At 49.3% G+C, this 16,132-nt stretch carries 14 protein-coding genes and 2 riboswitches; of the genes, 4 read left to right on the forward strand and 10 right to left on the reverse strand.

Features of this window, described 5'->3' with window-relative positions:
* Positions 1-9: 9 nt before the first annotated feature.
* From HP401_RS09715 to HP401_RS09740, 6 genes are all read right to left on the reverse strand, one after another.
* Positions 10-1,752 (reverse strand): ABC transporter ATP-binding protein, encoded by a 1,743-nt coding sequence (locus HP401_RS09715; RefSeq protein WP_173604877.1) that lies wholly within the window; start codon positions 1,750-1,752, stop codon positions 10-12.
* Between the two features lie 135 nt (positions 1,753-1,887).
* Entirely contained in the window at positions 1,888-2,463 is a 576-nt protein-coding gene (locus HP401_RS09720) for a GNAT family N-acetyltransferase (protein WP_087343494.1), read from the reverse strand.
* A 98-nt stretch (positions 2,464-2,561) separates the two neighbouring features.
* The gene (gene mtnA / locus HP401_RS09725) at positions 2,562-3,602 is read right to left on the reverse strand and encodes an S-methyl-5-thioribose-1-phosphate isomerase (RefSeq protein ID WP_087343497.1); all 1,041 of its coding nucleotides are present in this window, start codon (positions 3,600-3,602) and stop codon (positions 2,562-2,564) included.
* Positions 3,599-4,828: an S-methyl-5-thioribose kinase gene (gene mtnK / locus HP401_RS09730; protein ID WP_087343500.1), complete on the reverse strand. Its 1,230-nt coding sequence runs from the start codon at positions 4,826-4,828 to the stop codon at positions 3,599-3,601. Before mtnK ends, mtnA begins: the two co-directional genes overlap by 4 nt.
* A gap of 133 nt (positions 4,829-4,961) precedes the next feature.
* A riboswitch (SAM riboswitch) is annotated at positions 4,962-5,107 on the reverse strand.
* 96 nt (positions 5,108-5,203) lie between these two features.
* Positions 5,204-6,379, reverse strand: a complete 1,176-nt coding sequence (locus tag HP401_RS09735; protein ID WP_173604878.1) for an anti-sigma factor — start codon at positions 6,377-6,379, stop codon at positions 5,204-5,206.
* Positions 6,379-6,855 carry a sigma-70 family RNA polymerase sigma factor gene (locus HP401_RS09740; RefSeq protein ID WP_173604903.1) on the reverse strand — a complete coding sequence of 159 codons (477 nt, stop codon included), beginning with the start codon at positions 6,853-6,855 and terminating at the stop codon, positions 6,379-6,381. The genes HP401_RS09735 and HP401_RS09740 overlap by 1 nt, the downstream gene beginning before the upstream one ends.
* 172 nt (positions 6,856-7,027) lie before the next feature.
* Positions 7,028-7,204: riboswitch (SAM riboswitch) on the forward strand.
* An 85-nt stretch (positions 7,205-7,289) separates the two neighbouring features.
* On the opposite strand from HP401_RS09740, the gene HP401_RS09745 reads away from it, so the two are divergent.
* Genes HP401_RS09745 through HP401_RS09760 form a run of 4 tightly spaced genes read left to right on the forward strand, consistent with a single transcriptional unit; the run spans position 7,290 to position 10,355 of the window.
* The gene (locus tag HP401_RS09745) at positions 7,290-8,504 is read left to right on the forward strand and encodes a 2,3-diketo-5-methylthiopentyl-1-phosphate enolase (protein WP_173604879.1); all 1,215 of its coding nucleotides are present in this window, start codon (positions 7,290-7,292) and stop codon (positions 8,502-8,504) included.
* Entirely contained in the window at positions 8,501-9,169 is a 669-nt protein-coding gene (locus tag HP401_RS09750; protein WP_173604880.1) for a 2-hydroxy-3-keto-5-methylthiopentenyl-1-phosphate phosphatase, read from the forward strand. Before HP401_RS09745 ends, HP401_RS09750 begins: the two co-directional genes overlap by 4 nt.
* A 3-nt stretch (positions 9,170-9,172) precedes the next feature.
* Positions 9,173-9,829 carry a methylthioribulose 1-phosphate dehydratase gene (locus HP401_RS09755; RefSeq protein WP_173604881.1) on the forward strand — a complete coding sequence of 219 codons (657 nt, stop codon included), beginning with the start codon at positions 9,173-9,175 and terminating at the stop codon, positions 9,827-9,829.
* A gap of 13 nt (positions 9,830-9,842) precedes the next feature.
* Positions 9,843-10,355 (forward strand): 1,2-dihydroxy-3-keto-5-methylthiopentene dioxygenase, encoded by a 513-nt coding sequence (locus HP401_RS09760; protein ID WP_015893125.1) that lies wholly within the window; start codon positions 9,843-9,845, stop codon positions 10,353-10,355.
* Between the two features lie 54 nt (positions 10,356-10,409).
* Here HP401_RS09760 and HP401_RS09765 read toward each other — a convergent pair whose 3' ends face one another.
* The 4 genes from HP401_RS09765 to HP401_RS09780 form a co-directional block, all read right to left on the reverse strand.
* Entirely contained in the window at positions 10,410-11,528 is a 1,119-nt protein-coding gene (locus HP401_RS09765; protein WP_173604882.1) for a Ger(x)C family spore germination protein, read from the reverse strand.
* Positions 11,525-12,625 carry a GerAB/ArcD/ProY family transporter gene (locus HP401_RS09770; RefSeq protein WP_173604883.1) on the reverse strand — a complete coding sequence of 367 codons (1,101 nt, stop codon included), beginning with the start codon at positions 12,623-12,625 and terminating at the stop codon, positions 11,525-11,527. Before HP401_RS09770 ends, HP401_RS09765 begins: the two co-directional genes overlap by 4 nt.
* The gene (locus HP401_RS09775; RefSeq protein ID WP_173604884.1) at positions 12,625-14,169 is read right to left on the reverse strand and encodes a spore germination protein; all 1,545 of its coding nucleotides are present in this window, start codon (positions 14,167-14,169) and stop codon (positions 12,625-12,627) included. The genes HP401_RS09770 and HP401_RS09775 overlap by 1 nt, the downstream gene beginning before the upstream one ends.
* 178 nt (positions 14,170-14,347) lie before the next feature.
* A complete protein-coding gene (locus tag HP401_RS09780) occupies positions 14,348-16,126 on the reverse strand; it encodes an acyl-CoA dehydrogenase family protein (protein WP_173604885.1) in 1,779 nt (592 codons plus the stop codon).
* Positions 16,127-16,132 lie beyond the last annotated feature (6 nt).

The raw sequence follows: 16,132 nt of genomic DNA on the forward strand, positions 1-16,132 counted from the left end.
CCCCCTCTCTCAACCAGCCACATCCTGCTCCATTTGCTGACGACGGTACTGCTCTGCATACCAGCCGTTGCGCTGCATCAGCTCGTCATGTGTCCCCCGCTCGACGATCTGCCCCTCATCTAGCACGAGAATCAGTTGAGCGTGCTGTACGGCAGAGAGACGATGAGCAGTAATAATGGTCGTTTTATCCGCGCGCTCCTGTCGCAGATGACGAAGGATACTCTCCTCCGTCCGCGCATCCACTGCCGATAGTGAATCGTCGAGAATCAGAATCCCCGCATCCATCAAAAGAGCGCGTGCGATGGAAATGCGCTGTTTTTGCCCCCCAGAGAGGGTGACCCCCTTCTCCCCAACCATGGTTTGCAAGCCCTCTCTGAATTGGGCCAAATCTCTCTTCATCTCCGCAAGCTCCAGCGCATGCATCACTTCCTCGGTCGTCGCTTGTGGTTTCCCGAATGCAACATTTTCGGCAATCGTCCGTGAGAACAGCAAATGCTCCTGGGGCACATAGCCGATTTTTTCCCGCAGCGTATCGAACGCGAGTCCTTCAATTGGGATGCCCCCGATAAACAGGACTTGTTCCTTCATCTGATATTGATGCAACAAGGCACGGCACAACGTCGACTTGCCGCTTCCCGTCCTCCCGACAATCCCAAGCGTCTCTCCTTCACCCAAACGAAACGAGATGTCGGTGAGTGCTGGCTTGTCAGTGCCCGGATACGTAAAGGAAAAATGGCGTGCTTCTACGGTATTGGCGATTTGGCTCGTGACTGGATTCGCTGCCTCCGTCACATCTGGCTGCTCCACCATTAGCTCTGTAAAACGTTTGTGGGAGGCACCACCACGTTGCAACACATTAACCAGCCAACCAAAAGCGAACATCGGCCAAATTAAAAGTCCCAGGTACAAATTGAACGCAACCAAATCCCCTAAGGAGATAGCGCTAGTGAACACCAAATACGTGCCATAGCCCAGCCCGATCAAAAAGCTGAAGCCAATAATAATCGCGATCGTCGGCTCGAACAAGGCGTCGATCCGCGAAACGCTCACATTTCGCTCCAACGTTTTTTCACTCACCCGGCGATATGCCTCGATATCGGCCTTTTCCTGAACAAATGCTCTCAATACCCGAACGCCCGATACGGATTGTTGAACATGATCATTCATCTCTCCGAAGGCTTCCTGTGCCAAGTAAAAGCGATCATGCAGCAACTTTCCATAGTACGCCGTTGACCAAGCCAAAAACGGCATCGGGATCAGCGCAGCCAGCGTCAGCTTCCAATCAATCGCGGTCACCATGACGCCTAGCGTTAACACGGTCATGAACAACGCATCGACAAGCGTAAGCACCCCTGTACTCGCCGTTTGTTCAATGGCGGGAATGTCGTTGGTAGCCACGGCCATCAGATCACCACTGCGCTTGCGATGAAAAAACGACGGGGTCATTCTGGTCAAATGGGCAAACAGTCGCTCACGTAGCGTTCTTTCCAGAATCAAGGCTCCCCCATTTAACAAGTACCGCCAAAGAAACCGCAACCCATACAAGCTCACACCCAATACGAGCAAGATGACCACTGTTTGCGTCAAGTCAGCGTCCGTCAGGGAACTGTTGCGAATCGAATCGACCGTATCCCCGATTAATTTCGGCGGCCATAGCATGAGAACATCGATGACAAACAGCACAGAGATTCCAATGACGTATCGCTTCCAATAGGCACGAAAAAACCAAGATAATTGCCGAAGTGTCTGCATGTAAATCACCTCTATTTATTTAGACCTAACAGCACGACTAAAAAAGGGCTTGCGAATCACGCGCAGCCCTCTTGATCTGTCTTCACCATCGTAATTTACAGAATTTTCATTGTCAATCAATGCATACAGTTCAATCTAAGATTTTTTATCGGTTTTCCAGTCAAGCCATTCCTCTTTTAGCAGGCTGTAAGTGGCATGATCCACGTAATGATCGTAAAGGAATTCATTCCGGCGAAGTATCCCTTCCAGTTGAAACCCTAATCGTTCCGGGATCGATCTGCTCTTGTAGTTTTCCGTAGCAGCCTGAATCGTTACTTTTTCCAAATCCCATGATCCAAAGATTAACACGTCCAAGTAGGTCGCCACTGCTTCTGTCATCAGGCCCTTTCCCTGAAATTGCGCACCCAGCCAATAGCCAATGGACGTCTTTTTGTTGATCCAATCCACTGTATGTACGCCGACTGTACCAGCCAGACGTCCTTGGTACCAAATACCGTAGTGGATGCCGCGATTATCGTTGTACTGATGAATCGTCGCTTGGATGAATTGGCGAGAATCCTCTACCTTCTTCGTATAATTCAGCCACGGCAGCCATTCCATAAGATTCTCCCGGTTCGAATCCGTAAGCAAAAATAACTGCTCAGCATCGGCTAATTCTAATTGCTTCAAGTACGTATCTTCATTGATTGCTATCTGTTGGATCGTTTGCATACGAATCTCCCCTTTTCTTGGATATTTTACTAGAAAACGCCAAAATGAGCAAAAAGCGCCCGCCAGCAACAATAGGCGAACGCATATAAAAATGTCTTTTATTTTTTGCTATTGCCGATCTCTTCCGGCTTGAAAATGCCTGTCTCGGTAACGATCGCTGTAATGTACTTCGCAGGCGTTACATCGAACGCAGGATTGTACACCTTGATATCGTCTGGAGCTACCTGTTTGCCCAAGCCATGGGTAATTTCCTCGGCTGGACGCTCTTCAATCGGAATATCTGCGCCTGTCGGTGTGTCCAAATCGACGGAGGACAAAGGAGCTGCCACGTAAAAAGGAATGCCGTGAGCTTTTGCCAATACCGCTACCCCATAGGTACCGATTTTGTTGGCGACATCGCCGTTCGCTGCTACGCGGTCTGTCCCCACGATGACAGCCTCTACTTTTCCTTGGGACATGACCATCGCCGCCATGTTGTCGCAGATCAGCGTCACATCAATTCCTGCTTGCTGCAATTCGAATGCAGTAAGACGAGCGCCTTGAAGAACAGGACGGGTTTCATCCGCGTACACCTTCAGGTTCCAACCGCGTTCCTTTGCCAAATAAAAGGGAGCAGTAGCCGTGCCGTACGCTGCTGTAGCCAATGCCCCTGGGTTACAGTGCGTGAGAATTCCCATACCATCATGCAACAGAGTGAGCAGATGCTCCCCGATGGTTCGGCATACTTCAGCGTCTTCCTTTTGAATCGCCAATGCTTCATCGAGTACTGCCGCCTTCAACTCGGCAATCGACGCACCGCTTGCTTTTTCAACACGAGCCTTGATGCGATCCAACGCCCAGAACAGATTCACCGCTGTCGGACGGGAAGAGCCCAGGTAGTCTGCCTGCTGGTTCAATTCCTGCCAAAACTCGTCGTAGTTACTCGCTTCACTTCCACGAATGCCCAGGTAGAGCCCGTAAGCTGCCGCCATGCCAATGGCTGGTGCGCCACGTACTTCCAAGCGTCGGATGGAACCCCATACTTGCTCGGAGGTGGTCAAGTTCAAATAAATCGTTTCTACTGGCAGACGCGTCTGGTCAAGCAAGACCAATGCGTCATTCTCCCACTTTACAGGTGCCAATTGAGTGCTGGTTGTCATACTGCTGTAGCCTCCTGGTAGTAGCGTTCAGTTATTGTGCGTACGATGTCCGTGATATCTGTCGATTCCTCGATGCCGCCGCGACCGAGAATCAGCGCTTCTCCAATCGAGAGAGCCAGACGCTCTGCTTCTGCGCGAGTCTGGTCGTCTTCGATGGCATTCAGGTCCGCTACGCCTGCCAAGCCAATGACACGACGCAAGATTTTGCATCCGGCATAGCCTGCTGTATCCTGAATCAGGCGCTTCACGTAGCTTTGCCACAGTCCTTCGACATGGGCGCTGCGCTCTTTGGCGTGCTTGTGCCAGAGTTGAACGAATTGTGAAACGAATTCATTCCAGACATCCTCGACTGTTTCCAGTAAGTATTCGCGGTATGCTTCCCGTTCTCCTTGATCTTTTTGCAGACCGTGCTGTCCTGCGTAGTTGAGCAGCAGATTGGCAATAATCGCTCCAATGTCAAAGCCGATTGGGCCGTAGTAAGCGAACTCTGGATCGATTGCCTTTAGGCTGTTTTCCGTGATGAAAATACTTCCAGTATGCAAGTCACCATGCAGCAGCGCCTCCGATCGCGTAAGGAAATCGTATTTCAGCTTGGCGATTTCCAGCTTCAGCGGCCTGTTGTTCCAGATCGCCTCGACTTCGCGGCGGATCAACGGGTTGAAGTCGTTGGTAGGCGCATTTTCATACGGATCGGTAAAGACGAGATCTTCTGTTATTTTGCATAATTCTGGATTTATGAATGTTCCGACTAGCGTTTTTTTATCGTATGGATGTGCGCCCAGATCGGATGTGAAGAATAACGTTTGCGCGAGAAAACGGCCAATCTGCTTCGCAAATAGCGGATACCGCTTTCCTTCGATCAACCCTTTGCGCATGATGATATGGTCCCCAACGTTTTCCATGACGGTCAACGCAAGTTCCCCATCGAAATGATACACCTGTGGCACCAGGTCTGGAACGTATTTGTGCTGAATCCGGAGTGCCTCGCTCTCGATGCGAGCCCGATCAATCGTAAGCGGCCAAGATTCCCCCACAACGCGGGCAAAAGGCAGTGCTTGCTTGACAATGACGCTCTTACCGGTTGCTGGCTCTTGAATGTCAAAAACCAGATTGAGGTTGCCATCCCCGATTTCTCGGCTGGTCAGCTCTGCTCCTTCGCTAAAAAGACCCGGTATTCCTTTTACGTACTCCACTGCTTCCTGTTCAGTCAATGCGCGATATGCCATGATTCCAAAACTCCCCTCTACTTATTTTTCCTCTATCTCTACTTGTTTTGTTTGTGTCATGAGAGCAAAAAAGACCTCTTTTCCCGAAGAAAAGAGGTCGCTGTCGTCACGTGTAAGAACCGTGTTGATGTCCCCCTTATCTTCCAGACCACTTTTGTTTCTGCAGGAATTAGCACCGTGCATGTCGCCTGTTAATCAGTCGCTTTCTCGCGTCTAAATGGCGTCATGTCGGTTGCCGGGTATCATCGGGCCAGTCCCTCCACCTTCTCTGGATAAGGTATCCAAAACGTATTCGGTTTTTGATTTAGTTTGAATCATACAACCAACGCTTCCACGATGTCAACACCCTTTTGTGCAAAAATTCGCACCTTGCTATCAGTAGCTGTATTGTGTTCCGGATGCCGCAGGTCGCTCCCAATTCCACCAGTCTACCTTGCCTAAAAACGCTGCTGTTATCGACTTTTCTGCCTTGAGCTTCAGCAGTTCTTTCGTAGGTCCGGTGAGGACGGCTCCGTAAATGCGAACCCCGTATTTCTGTATGTGACTGTATCGCTCTGCAATCTGTATATCTCTGCCAGGGAGTAAGGATTTTCCGATATCACGAGCCAGTTCCTCTTGCTCTGACAAATAACTCATCTCCTCCAGATAGTTTGCGATTACTCTGTCCCCAGCCCCTTTTTTATATACACCACCGTAATCCATTTCTCGCTGGGCAAATCCCCACACTTCCCCGGAACCAAAAAGCACATCTCCGCTTTCAGCTTGCTTGAGCTCTACCCCTGTATCTATTGCAAGCCAGACTGTATCTTGACCTGAAGAGGTAACATGGCGGGTAACCAGCTTATAATACTCCTCGTACGTCAGAAAGTGGTCAAAGGATATCGCAAGCTGCGAAACCGTTCCTTCGGGCAGCTTCTCCATTGTCGTCCAGGCAGCTGAGGTGAGAGACATGGTATCCTCCGTTTCCTCCTCTGCCGGATAACGGAAAAACAACTTTTGCTCCCTGACCCCGTTCGTCCATTGCGGCTTGGCATTCACATTCCACAGCACATTCGTACTCTCAAAACGACCCGCATTTTTTTCCTCTCCCCCAACCCGCTCGCTTAGTTCCATGCTGATGTTTCCGTACAGCAATCCGACCTGTGAACCACTCCCCCCCACTCTCACACCTGGCTGAGTAAAATTGACCATCGACTTTGCAACGCGGAACAGATCTTCATGCATCAGCGATCCCACCCAGCCATTCAGAATCAGCAACACAACTCCGGCCAGAAAGGGAAGCCCTATGGTGAATCCTGCGTTGGACAACCGATTTTTCCATTTCCCCCGGCGAACAATGGCACGCTGTTTTTCAGCTGACAGTGTTTCAGACTGTTTGGTTTTCGCGTTGTCCTCTTCTGTTTCTTCCCCCAACAAAAGCCTTTCCAACCGCTGTGCGTACTCTTCGTCAGCGGCTATTTCTTCCTCGAATTGTTTCGAATCCTCTGCCGTCATTTCTCCACGCAAATAAGCAAGCAACCTTTGCTCGCGATGATTCTCATCCTTGTTCATCACCGGATTTCCTCCCTCCACAACTGCCGCATCTTTTGTCGTCCCCGAAACAAGGAACGCTTGACGTCTGCCAGATCGATACCGAGCACCTCTGCCATTTCCGCGTAGGAAAACTGCATGGCAGACAACAAAATGACCTGTTTCTGCTTTTCCGGAAGTTGCTCCAAATAGTCATGGGCCACTTCCCACAGCTCTTTGTTCACGACATGCTCTGCCGGATCAACCGCCAAATGATCAGGTCGCTCTGGCAAGGCTACTACAAACGCAAAGCGTTGTTTTGTCTTCTTGCGATAAACATCCACGAAAGCGTGATAGGCCACCTTGAACAGCCAGGGCCGTACTTTTTCCCCACGGTAGTCCTCCAAGGAAGAGAAGGCGCGACAAAAGGTTTCCTGTGTCAAATCCTCTGCCAACCTCTCATCTCGTGTCAGCCGGAAAAGATAGCGGTAAATATCGTTTACATGCAGCTGGTACACATCCTCCAGACCTACTTTCCCAAGCCGTTCACACCCTTTCACCCCTTACCACGAAGGAATTGTAAAAAAGTTTCATCTTCGTCTTATTTTTCTAAAAATCCGCTGCACATTCTCTGCAAAAACAAAGATTGACTCCTGACAATGAACGTCATATCATGGGGGAAACGAATAACTCTTATCGCGAGCTGGCTGAGGGACTGGCCCTATGATGCCCGGCAACCGGCGCTATACCATGAATCGTACGCTCATCATGCGTACCTTGGATAGCGAAACGGTGCTAATTCCAACGGATAAGAGTCGAGATCGAGCAATTTTGGCTCGTTTCGGCTACTGACCCGAGAGATGAGAGGAGACGAGACGCTTTCATAGTCGACAACCGCCTCCCCGCTCAATGGGGAGGCTTTTTTATTAATTCAAGGAGGATTAGGCGTACCATGAGTGAACAACGTATCCTCGTCACCTATCTAACCCAAGCAAAAGACTTGAACAAAAAAGCGCAAGCCATTGCTGTCGGCATGACAGTCGGTTCCTGGACAGACCTGCCGCTTGCCAAGCAAGCTGAGCTAGCGCCATATCTCGGTGAAGCTGTGAGCGCGACACCTATTACGACACTGGAAAACGGAGAAACACGCGGTCTGATTACCGTTAGCTATCCGACTCGCAATTTTACAGCGGACATTCCATCCTTGTTAACCGGAATATTCGGCAAACTATCGATGGATGGCAAAATCAAGCTCATCGACATCGTTTTCCCTGAATCATTCCTACAGGCTTTTCCTGGACCGAAATTCGGCATTGATGGTCTGCGCGAACGTTTAGGGGCACATAACCGTCCGCTCTTGATGAGCATTTTCAAATCGTGCCTGGGTCTTCCTTTCGACGATCTGAAGACGCAATTCCGAGCACAAGCCTTGGGCGGAGTCGATCTCGTGAAAGATGACGAAATCTTCTTTGCAGATGACCGCGCTCCTTTTATCGAACGGATCAAAGCGTTCAAGCAGATCGCACAGGAGACCGAAGCCGAAACTGGCAAGCCCGTCCTCTATGCAGCCAACCTGACTGGACCTGTGCATGAGCTGAACGAAAAAGCGAAGCGTGCAGTAGAGGCGGGTGCTGATTGCCTCTTGTTCAACGTGCTGGCCTTTGGCTTCGATGCCCTGCACCGTTTAGCAGCCGATCCTGACGTACAAGTACCAATCATGGCGCATCCAGCATTGGCAGGCGCATACTATCCATCACCTGACTACGGCATTGCCACCCCCCTTCTACTCGGTACTTTGATGCGTGTAGCTGGGGCGGATTTGGTGCTTTTCCCATCCCCATATGGCAATGTCGCTCTGGACAAAACAGAAGCGTTGCAGCTCGCGAAGCATTTGACAGACCCACTGAATGGTGTACGCCGTTCCTTCCCGGTTCCGTCTGCCGGCATTCATCCGGGGCTGGTTCCACAGCTGTATCAAGACTTCGGACTCGATCAAATCGTCAATGCAGGAGGCGGAATCCACGGTCATCCCGGTGGAGCAACCGCAGGAGCAAAAGCTTTCGTTGCCGCGATTGAGGCAGTCACCGCAGGCCGAACATTGGAAGAGGCTGCCTCGGAATCACAAGAACTGGCGGTCGCCCTGGAAAAGTGGGGTGGCGCACGATGAGTAAGAAGCTCGTCCTGTTTTGCGATTTCGACGGAACGATTACCGAAAAAGACAACATTGTAGCGATTGTCCGCAAGTTTGCTCCCCCTGAGTGGGAAGCCTTGACGGAGCAAATCCTTTCGCAAAAAATAAGCGTTCAGGAAGGGGTTGGCAAGCTGTTTCAACTCTTGCCCTCCTCCTTGCGCCAGGAAATTATCGATTTTATTGTCCATGAAGCGACCATTCGCCCGGGATTTGCTGAATTTGTGAGCTATTGCCGCGCAGAAGGCATCGAGCTGTTGATCACGAGTGGCGGCATCGACTTTTTCCTGGAGCCTATCCTGGCACCCTTCGATCTTGTCGATGTACCGATCTACTGCAATGGCAGTAATTTCAGCGGAGAGCGCATCACCATTACGTGGCCAAACGCTTGCGATGAACATTGCACGAACGGCTGCGGCATGTGCAAGACGACCATCATCCGCCGTTACGATCCCGCAACCCATTTCCGCATCGTCATCGGCGACTCCATCACTGATTTGGCTGGTGCCAAAATCGCTGATTATGTGATTGCTCGTTCCTTCCTCGCTGACAAGGCGGAAGAGCTGCAATTGCCGCATAGCAAGTTTGCCACATTCCACGATGTGATTCGCATTTTACAGCAAGTCCAACAGGAGGTCGTCTAATTCATGACTGCAACACTCGAACAACGTCTGGATGCCTTTCGCCGTCTGGATGACGCCAAGCTGACATTTGCCCGCCGGGACTGGTTTCCCGGCACCAGTGGCAATCTCTCTATTAAAATACAAAGCGATCCCTTGCAATTTGCTGTAACGGCAAGCGGCAAAGACAAAACCAAGCTATCCCCCGAAGATTATCTGGTGGTAGATCAAGACTCGCGTCCAGTGGATGAAACTGCTCTCAAGCCTTCCGCGGAAACGCTCATCCACGCCGTCGTCTACAAAACGTTCCCGAAGGCAGGGGCTTGCTTCCACGTCCATACCGTATGGAATAATCTCATTTCCGAGCTGTACTTTGGACAACGAGCTTTCTCCATTCAAGGACAAGAGCTGATCAAGGGACTCGGAATCTGGGAAGAAAACGCGCGCATTACTGTTCCGATTGTTGAGAACTTTGCCGATATTCCGACCTTGGCTACCTCCATTGAAAAAGTGATTTCACCAGAAGTTCCCGGCGTACTCATCCGTAACCACGGTATCTACACGTGGGGCGGCAATGACTTCGAGGCCAAGCGCCATCTGGAAGCTTTTGAATTCCTATTCGAGTATCACGCCCGCTGGCTGCAATTGCGCCAAGCAGTCGTGTCCACTACAACCACCAATTAAGGAGGAATAAACGATGGCACAAATTCGTTTTCACGACAACAATGAGTACATCTCCGCACCCGAGGAAGTTGTCTCCTTCCTGGATACCCAAGAGATCATTTACGAAAAATGGGGCGTGGATCGCCTTGATCCCAAGCACCGTGATAACTACAGCCCGACAGACGAGGAAAAACAAGAGATTCTCGACACCTTTAAACCAGAAATCGATGCAATCAGCCAACGTCGCGGTTACTTGACAGCGGACATTATCGTTCTTTCTGACAAAACGCCTAACCTCGACGAGCTGTTGGTAAAATTCAAGGGCGAGCATCACCACACAGACGATGAGTGCCGCTTCTGCGTCGATGGTCACGGTATCTTCGCCATCAAAGGGAAAGATGGTCGCTACTTCGACGTTGAGCTGGAGCCAGGCGATCTGATCTCCGTACCACCGAACTACCGCCACTACTTCACCCTGATGGACGACCGCAAAATCAAGGCGATTCGCCTGTTCGTCACACCCGCAGGCTGGGAAGCGATCTATTAAATAACGAACCCCCTTGGCATTTACTGATTGCCAGGGGGTTTTGTCTTTCACTCTTCACTTTATGACGCCATTTCCCTTGATTGATACGTCTGGCTTGATTTCAACTATGGCATTGGAAAAAGCCTTCGTCCAATCATCCTCTACCTTTTTATATTCCTTATATTCATAGGCACGCGCATAGAGACCAAACCCAAATGGGTCTATACCGGTTTCCTGGCATTTCTTGATTAACTTCATGTAATCCTTCTGTAACTCGTCACTGATCATTCGCTCCATCTTTTTGTAGTCCTTTTCCATGTTGAACGGAAATATTCGCTCCGATATGGACACTCGCAACTTGAAATGAACGTCAAAATGAAATCGACCGTTCTGATAGGTTGTTTTTACTTTTTTTTGGACGCCCTTGATAAAAAAACTGACCCTGTCTTTCGAAATTTGTTTGTGATCATTCGGCTCTTTAATTGGGATGGTGACGGACAGTTCCCCTTGTTTTCCAAAGAGCAGCGTTTGCAAAAGAATCGAATCCCGCGGTTCTATCGAGCCTGCGTACGTTCCATTTTCTTTTAACAAAGCCGTCCCCGTTACCTTGACCGCCCGCTTTTCTTTCTTCAACGCAGTCAAGCTAGGTGTCATCCCTTTTTCATACATTTGCCGATGGAGCTCCTGCACCCTCGTCTTTACCGTCAGATTTCTGGTATTGGCTGTGTCGATCAACGTTGTTACATGAATGGACAGACGAGGCTTGTCCTTTGGTTTAAAATCAAACAACTCATGCACTGGACCATCAAGCATAGCCGTACGTGCGTTGACACTGAACTTTGCATCCCGAAAAACGACATCCAGCAACCGAAACCAGTCCGGATGAGCCAGCAGCTTTTTCCCTATCACAAGCACCTGAATTTTACCTGCTTGGGTCAAGCCTGTCACTAACTCATCAAAGCCCATTCTCGACTCTCTAATGGTAGATGATCGGATACCGTACTCCTCAGATTTTTCCTTTGCCTCCCGACTGAACACCGGGCTTGAGATATACATGAGAAGCTCGTTTTTTTCATTCAAATCCATTCCGATCATCAGCGATAAAGTGGTATCTTCCAAATTGATTTGATCCCTGCAACCTGCCAACATGGTTACCATCAAGCTCAATAACAGAATGTGAGCAAATGCCCTCATGCTTTTTTCCCTCCCTCTGCTCGTTTCGATAGCCTAATCGGCCCCCAAGCCAGTAAAGGAAGTGCATAAGCAAATCCCAAGCCTGCATAGCTCCAAATTTCTGTCGATTTCTTTAGATCAATAAAGGATGGCGTATAAAACCATAGCACCACCGGAACCAGAAGAAGGAGCAGACGCAAATGCTTACGGTGATCCTTCATGCCGAATAACTGACTGGATGAAAAGACACAGAAATAGGTGTACGGTACTGAAGTCGTTGACAATATAAACAAATAAGAAGAGAGAAAAAGAATATCGACGCGTTCTAAAAAGCGGAACTCAATGGCTTTCCATAAATTGAGCGTAGGCCATGTATACTGCGTGATTTCATCGGGACTAAAGTAAGCAAAGGAAACGATGGTGACAGACAAATACACAAGTAACGTCATTGTATTCGCAATGACAATGCCGATAGACGCATATTGCTTTTTTTGAAGAAAAGGGTAAGCGAAATAACCAAACTCAAATCCAAGAAAGGAGAGTACCGTGGTTTTACTCGCCTCCAATATCGGGTGCCAGCCCTCCTTGATTACTGGCAGCAAGTTTAACCAATGAACCTCTCGATAAGCCGACGTGAGAACTAAAGGTATCCAGAGTGTAAGGTAGAATACAAGCTCGGCGTACCTTCCAATAGCGCGAACCCCTCCCTGGAGGACGAGATAGGTCGGTAGCGCAAAAAGGAACACGACGACATAGGCGGGTGTCTGAGACAGTAGCCACACATTAATGATTGCCGTGGAATTTATCAGCAAAACGAACGACGAAAGTCCGAAATAAATGGACATCAAAGCAATAGCCACACGCCCGAGCCACTTGCCCAGGATCAATGGAAATATATCGATGATCGTCTTCTCCGGGTACTGCTTCATCATGTTCGTGATGACGAGACTGATTAACGTTGCCGCAAGCCATCCGATCAAAAGCGATATCCACCCGTCAGTGCTCGCCTTCTCCGCCAATTCTCTGGGAATCGTCAATACTCCTATCCCTACTTGTGCCCCATGAATGAGGAGAATGTACTGGATGACGCTCAATTGGTTGTACGTATACTTTTGCATCACCCATCCTCCCTCGGCCGATTATTTCCTTGTCTTTGGTCCTCAATCGTGTGGACTGACAGGGGACGATCTTTCATTTTCCACAGTGGCAGGCGGATAAATAAATCTTTCCAGTCCCCGAAGCGCACAGGGGCAAGAGGACTTCCATAAGGAACACCTAATGATTCCAGCGTAATCAGATGGCCGATCAATGCCATCAACCCGACAATAATGCCAACAAAACCAAACATCGCTGCGAGGATCATCATAAGAAATCGAATAAGCCTAACTGCCGAGGCCATATCGTAGTTCGGGATAATAAAGGATGAGATCGCTGTAAATGCAACGACAATCACCATAATATTGCTCACAATCCCCGCTTGCACGACCGCTTGACCAATCACGATACCCCCTACGATACCAACTGTTTGTCCAATAGGAGCCGGCAAGCGAATTCCCGATTCCCGCAGCATTTCCAGTGTGAGCTCCATAATGAATGCTTCTAGCAAGGGAGGAAAGGGAACCTTCTCCCGGGATTCCCCTACCGATAAAATCAAATCCAGCGGGATGACTTCATAATTGAAAGAAATCAAAGCGATATAGGTTGCAGGTAAAAAAGTAGCAATCAAAAAAGCTAAATAGCGAAGCAAGCGAATAAACGTGGCAACAGGCCAGCGAGTACCATAATCGTCAACATTTTGAAAAAAGGAAGCGAAAGTAGCTGGACCGATCAATACACTTGGAGAGCGATCAACAACCACAGCAATCTTCCCTTGCAGAATGTGAGAGGCGACAGTATCCGGCCTCTCTGAGGTCAAAAACTGAGGAAACATCGAGTAAGGATTATCCTCGATATACTCCTCCAGTTCAGACGCATTAAGAATCGAGTCAACCTTGATCATCTTGAGGCGATCTTCCATCTCCTGTAATACTTCCGGATTCGCCACATCAGCTAAGTACATGATCGAGAGCTTTGCAAGGCCTCGTTCTCCCAACCACATTTCCTTTATTTTTAATTCGCGGTTGGGAATATAGCGGCGAATGAGAGCAATGTTCATCGAGTCCGTTTCGACAAACCCTTGATGTCCTCCCTTTAACGCAGCCTCCAATTGCGGGTCTTCTATCGCCCGCTGTGGCCATCCATTCGTTTGAATCACAAGCACTTCTTTTCGACCCTCGATAAACAAAAGGCTGCTTCCAAGCAAAATCTCGGTTTCTACTTTCCGAAAGTCGTAGGCAACGGATACCTTTCCGACAGATAACAGGTCCAAAATACTCGATGTGTCACCATCCGGTTGTGACAAAAGTGGACGAAGCACATTGTTGTTAATCGAGTTTTTGTCAACCAAGCCATTTAGGTAGACGAGGGTAACCATGCCCTCTATATGCTGGCACGCAAACGTCCGAATGACCAAATCGGGTGTCAGCGTAAATATTGCATTCAGCTCCGCAAGGTTATCACTTAATCGTTCACTGATCTCACGGACATGGATGGGCTCACTCGAGTGGCTCATCCTGTCTTTGACAGATGTCTTTTTTCTTCTCAGCCACCCTCTCATCGCCATCTTCTACAGCTCCCGCCCTTTTACGATGTATGTTCCATTAGCGTTCGTGAGAGCTTCCCAAAATATGCATGCAACTTGGCACATTCTGCCGCTGAATCAAACAAGAATGGAAACGTGCGTAAAATGCAAAAGGAGCAAAGCTCAATGCTTTGCTCCTTTTCCTATCTACTGTTTGGAACTACACCACATATGCCCCCGCTTCGATCACGCGGTCTGCAATTGACCGTTTGAGTGCCACTGTGTTGATCGGCGTGCGGCGGGTCAGCTTTTTCAAAATCGACAGGCGCAGACGAAGCTCGTCGCCCTCTTCCATCGCCGCCAATGCTTCCTTGGCCCAGCCTTCGATACGATCGAATGCCTCATGTACATAGACAGCGGTCATTTCCAGCTTTTGCTGCTCGGCTTCGATGCCTTTTGCCGCCATTGCTTTCTCTGTCCGCTTCACGATGCTATCCATTGCGTAAAGCTCGATCAGCATGTCAGCCGCCAATGCCAAGAGTTCCTGTTCTTTGGACATTTCCTGTTGGTATTTCATCAACGCAGAGCCAGCCACCATCAAAATGATTTTGCGCGTGATGTTGATCAGATGCTTCTCCATAGCCAGGGGTGCATCCTCAATCTCTTCTGGATAATAGCTCATCAGATCTGCTTGCAGACTGCTTGCTGCTTGCAAGAGCGGCAATTCACCTTTCATCGCCTTTTTCACGAGCGTATCCGGGATGAGCATGCGATTGATTTCGTTCGTTCCTTCGAAAATGCGGTTAATCCGCGAGTCACGGTACATGTTCTCGATCTCATACTCGGACATAAAGCCGTATCCACCGTGGATTTGCACGCCTTCGTCCACGCAGTAATCCAAAACCTCAGTGGCAAATACTTTATTGATCGAGCATTCGATCGCATAATCCGCAATCGCCTTCGCAACCTCCGCGCCATCATCCGCTTTTTCACCCAAGCGAGTCAGCGCTGTATCGAACAGACCCACTGTGCGATAGACGGAGCTTTCAGCCGCATACGTTTTCACTGCCATGTTCGCCAATTTGTTTTTGATTAAAGGAAAGTTGGCAATTGGTGTTTTAAACTGCTTGCGCTCTTTTGCGTAGTTGGTCGCGAGTTCCACCGCTTTTTTCGAGGAGCCAACTGCGCCCACCGCGAGCTTGTAACGACCTACGTTCAAGATGTTGAACGCGATCACGTGACCTCTTCCAGGCTCACCGAGCAGATTGTCTACCGGCACAGGTACATCTTGCAAAATGACCGTGCGTGTCGAGGAGCATTTGATCCCCATCTTCTTCTCTTCCGGTCCAAACGAAACACCTGGGAATGTGCGCTCAACGATAAAGGCAGTAAATTTCTCGCCATCAATTTTCGCGTATACGATAAATACATCAGCAAAGCCAGCATTCGTGATCCATTGCTTCTCTCCGTTGAGAATATAGTGCGTGCCATCTGCGGAGAGAGTCGCTGTCGTTTTCGCACCCAGCGCATCTGAGCCAGAGCCTGGCTCAGTCAGGCAGTAAGCTGCGATTCGTTTTCCAGACGCCAGATCAGGCAGGTAGCGCTGTTTTTGCTCCTCGTTTCCAAAGTACACAATCGGCAGTGAACCGATACCGACATGGGCACCGTAGCTGAGCGCAAAGCCGCGAGCCAGCGAGAACTTCTCTGTTACGAGTGCAGTGCTGACTTTATCCAGCCCCAGTCCCTCGTACTTTTCAGGAACGTCTCCAGCCAACAGACCGAGCTCCCCTGCTTCCTTCAACAGACGAACCGAAATATCAAATTGATGGTTTTCAAGCTCTTCCAGATGAGGACGAACTTCATTGTTGACGAAATCCTCTGTCGTCTTGGCAATCATCTTCTGCTCTTCGGTGTATTCTTCTGGCACGAATACATCATCAGCTGAACCTGCATCGATCAAAAAGCTTCCACCGCGGATCAAATCTTTTGTTTCTGCCATTACTAT

The organism is Brevibacillus sp. HB2.2, assembly GCF_013284275.1.
Classification (GTDB): domain Bacteria; phylum Bacillota; class Bacilli; order Brevibacillales; family Brevibacillaceae; genus Brevibacillus; species Brevibacillus brevis_D.

Coding starts and splice junctions, on each gene's coding strand:
- HP401_RS09735 (WP_173604878.1), bottom strand. CDS start 6,379: ATGAACAAGGATGAGAATCATCGCGAGCAAAGGTTGCTTGCTTATTTG.
- HP401_RS09780 (WP_173604885.1), bottom strand. CDS start 16,126: ATGGCAGAAACAAAAGATTTGATCCGCGGTGGAAGCTTTTTGATCGAT.
- HP401_RS09765 (WP_173604882.1), bottom strand. CDS start 11,528: ATGAGGGCATTTGCTCACATTCTGTTATTGAGCTTGATGGTAACCATG.
- mtnK (WP_087343500.1), bottom strand. CDS start 4,828: ATGGCATATCGCGCATTGACTGAACAGGAAGCAGTGGAGTACGTAAAA.
- HP401_RS09750 (WP_173604880.1), top strand. CDS start 8,501: ATGAGTAAGAAGCTCGTCCTGTTTTGCGATTTCGACGGAACGATTACC.
- HP401_RS09715 (WP_173604877.1), bottom strand. CDS start 1,752: ATGCAGACACTTCGGCAATTATCTTGGTTTTTTCGTGCCTATTGGAAG.
- HP401_RS09775 (WP_173604884.1), bottom strand. CDS start 14,169: ATGGCGATGAGAGGGTGGCTGAGAAGAAAAAAGACATCTGTCAAAGAC.
- HP401_RS09745 (WP_173604879.1), top strand. CDS start 7,290: ATGAGTGAACAACGTATCCTCGTCACCTATCTAACCCAAGCAAAAGAC.
- HP401_RS09770 (WP_173604883.1), bottom strand. CDS start 12,625: ATGCAAAAGTATACGTACAACCAATTGAGCGTCATCCAGTACATTCTC.
- HP401_RS09720 (WP_087343494.1), bottom strand. CDS start 2,463: ATGCAAACGATCCAACAGATAGCAATCAATGAAGATACGTACTTGAAG.
- mtnA (WP_087343497.1), bottom strand. CDS start 3,602: ATGACAACCAGCACTCAATTGGCACCTGTAAAGTGGGAGAATGACGCA.
- HP401_RS09760 (WP_015893125.1), top strand. CDS start 9,843: ATGGCACAAATTCGTTTTCACGACAACAATGAGTACATCTCCGCACCC.
- HP401_RS09755 (WP_173604881.1), top strand. CDS start 9,173: ATGACTGCAACACTCGAACAACGTCTGGATGCCTTTCGCCGTCTGGAT.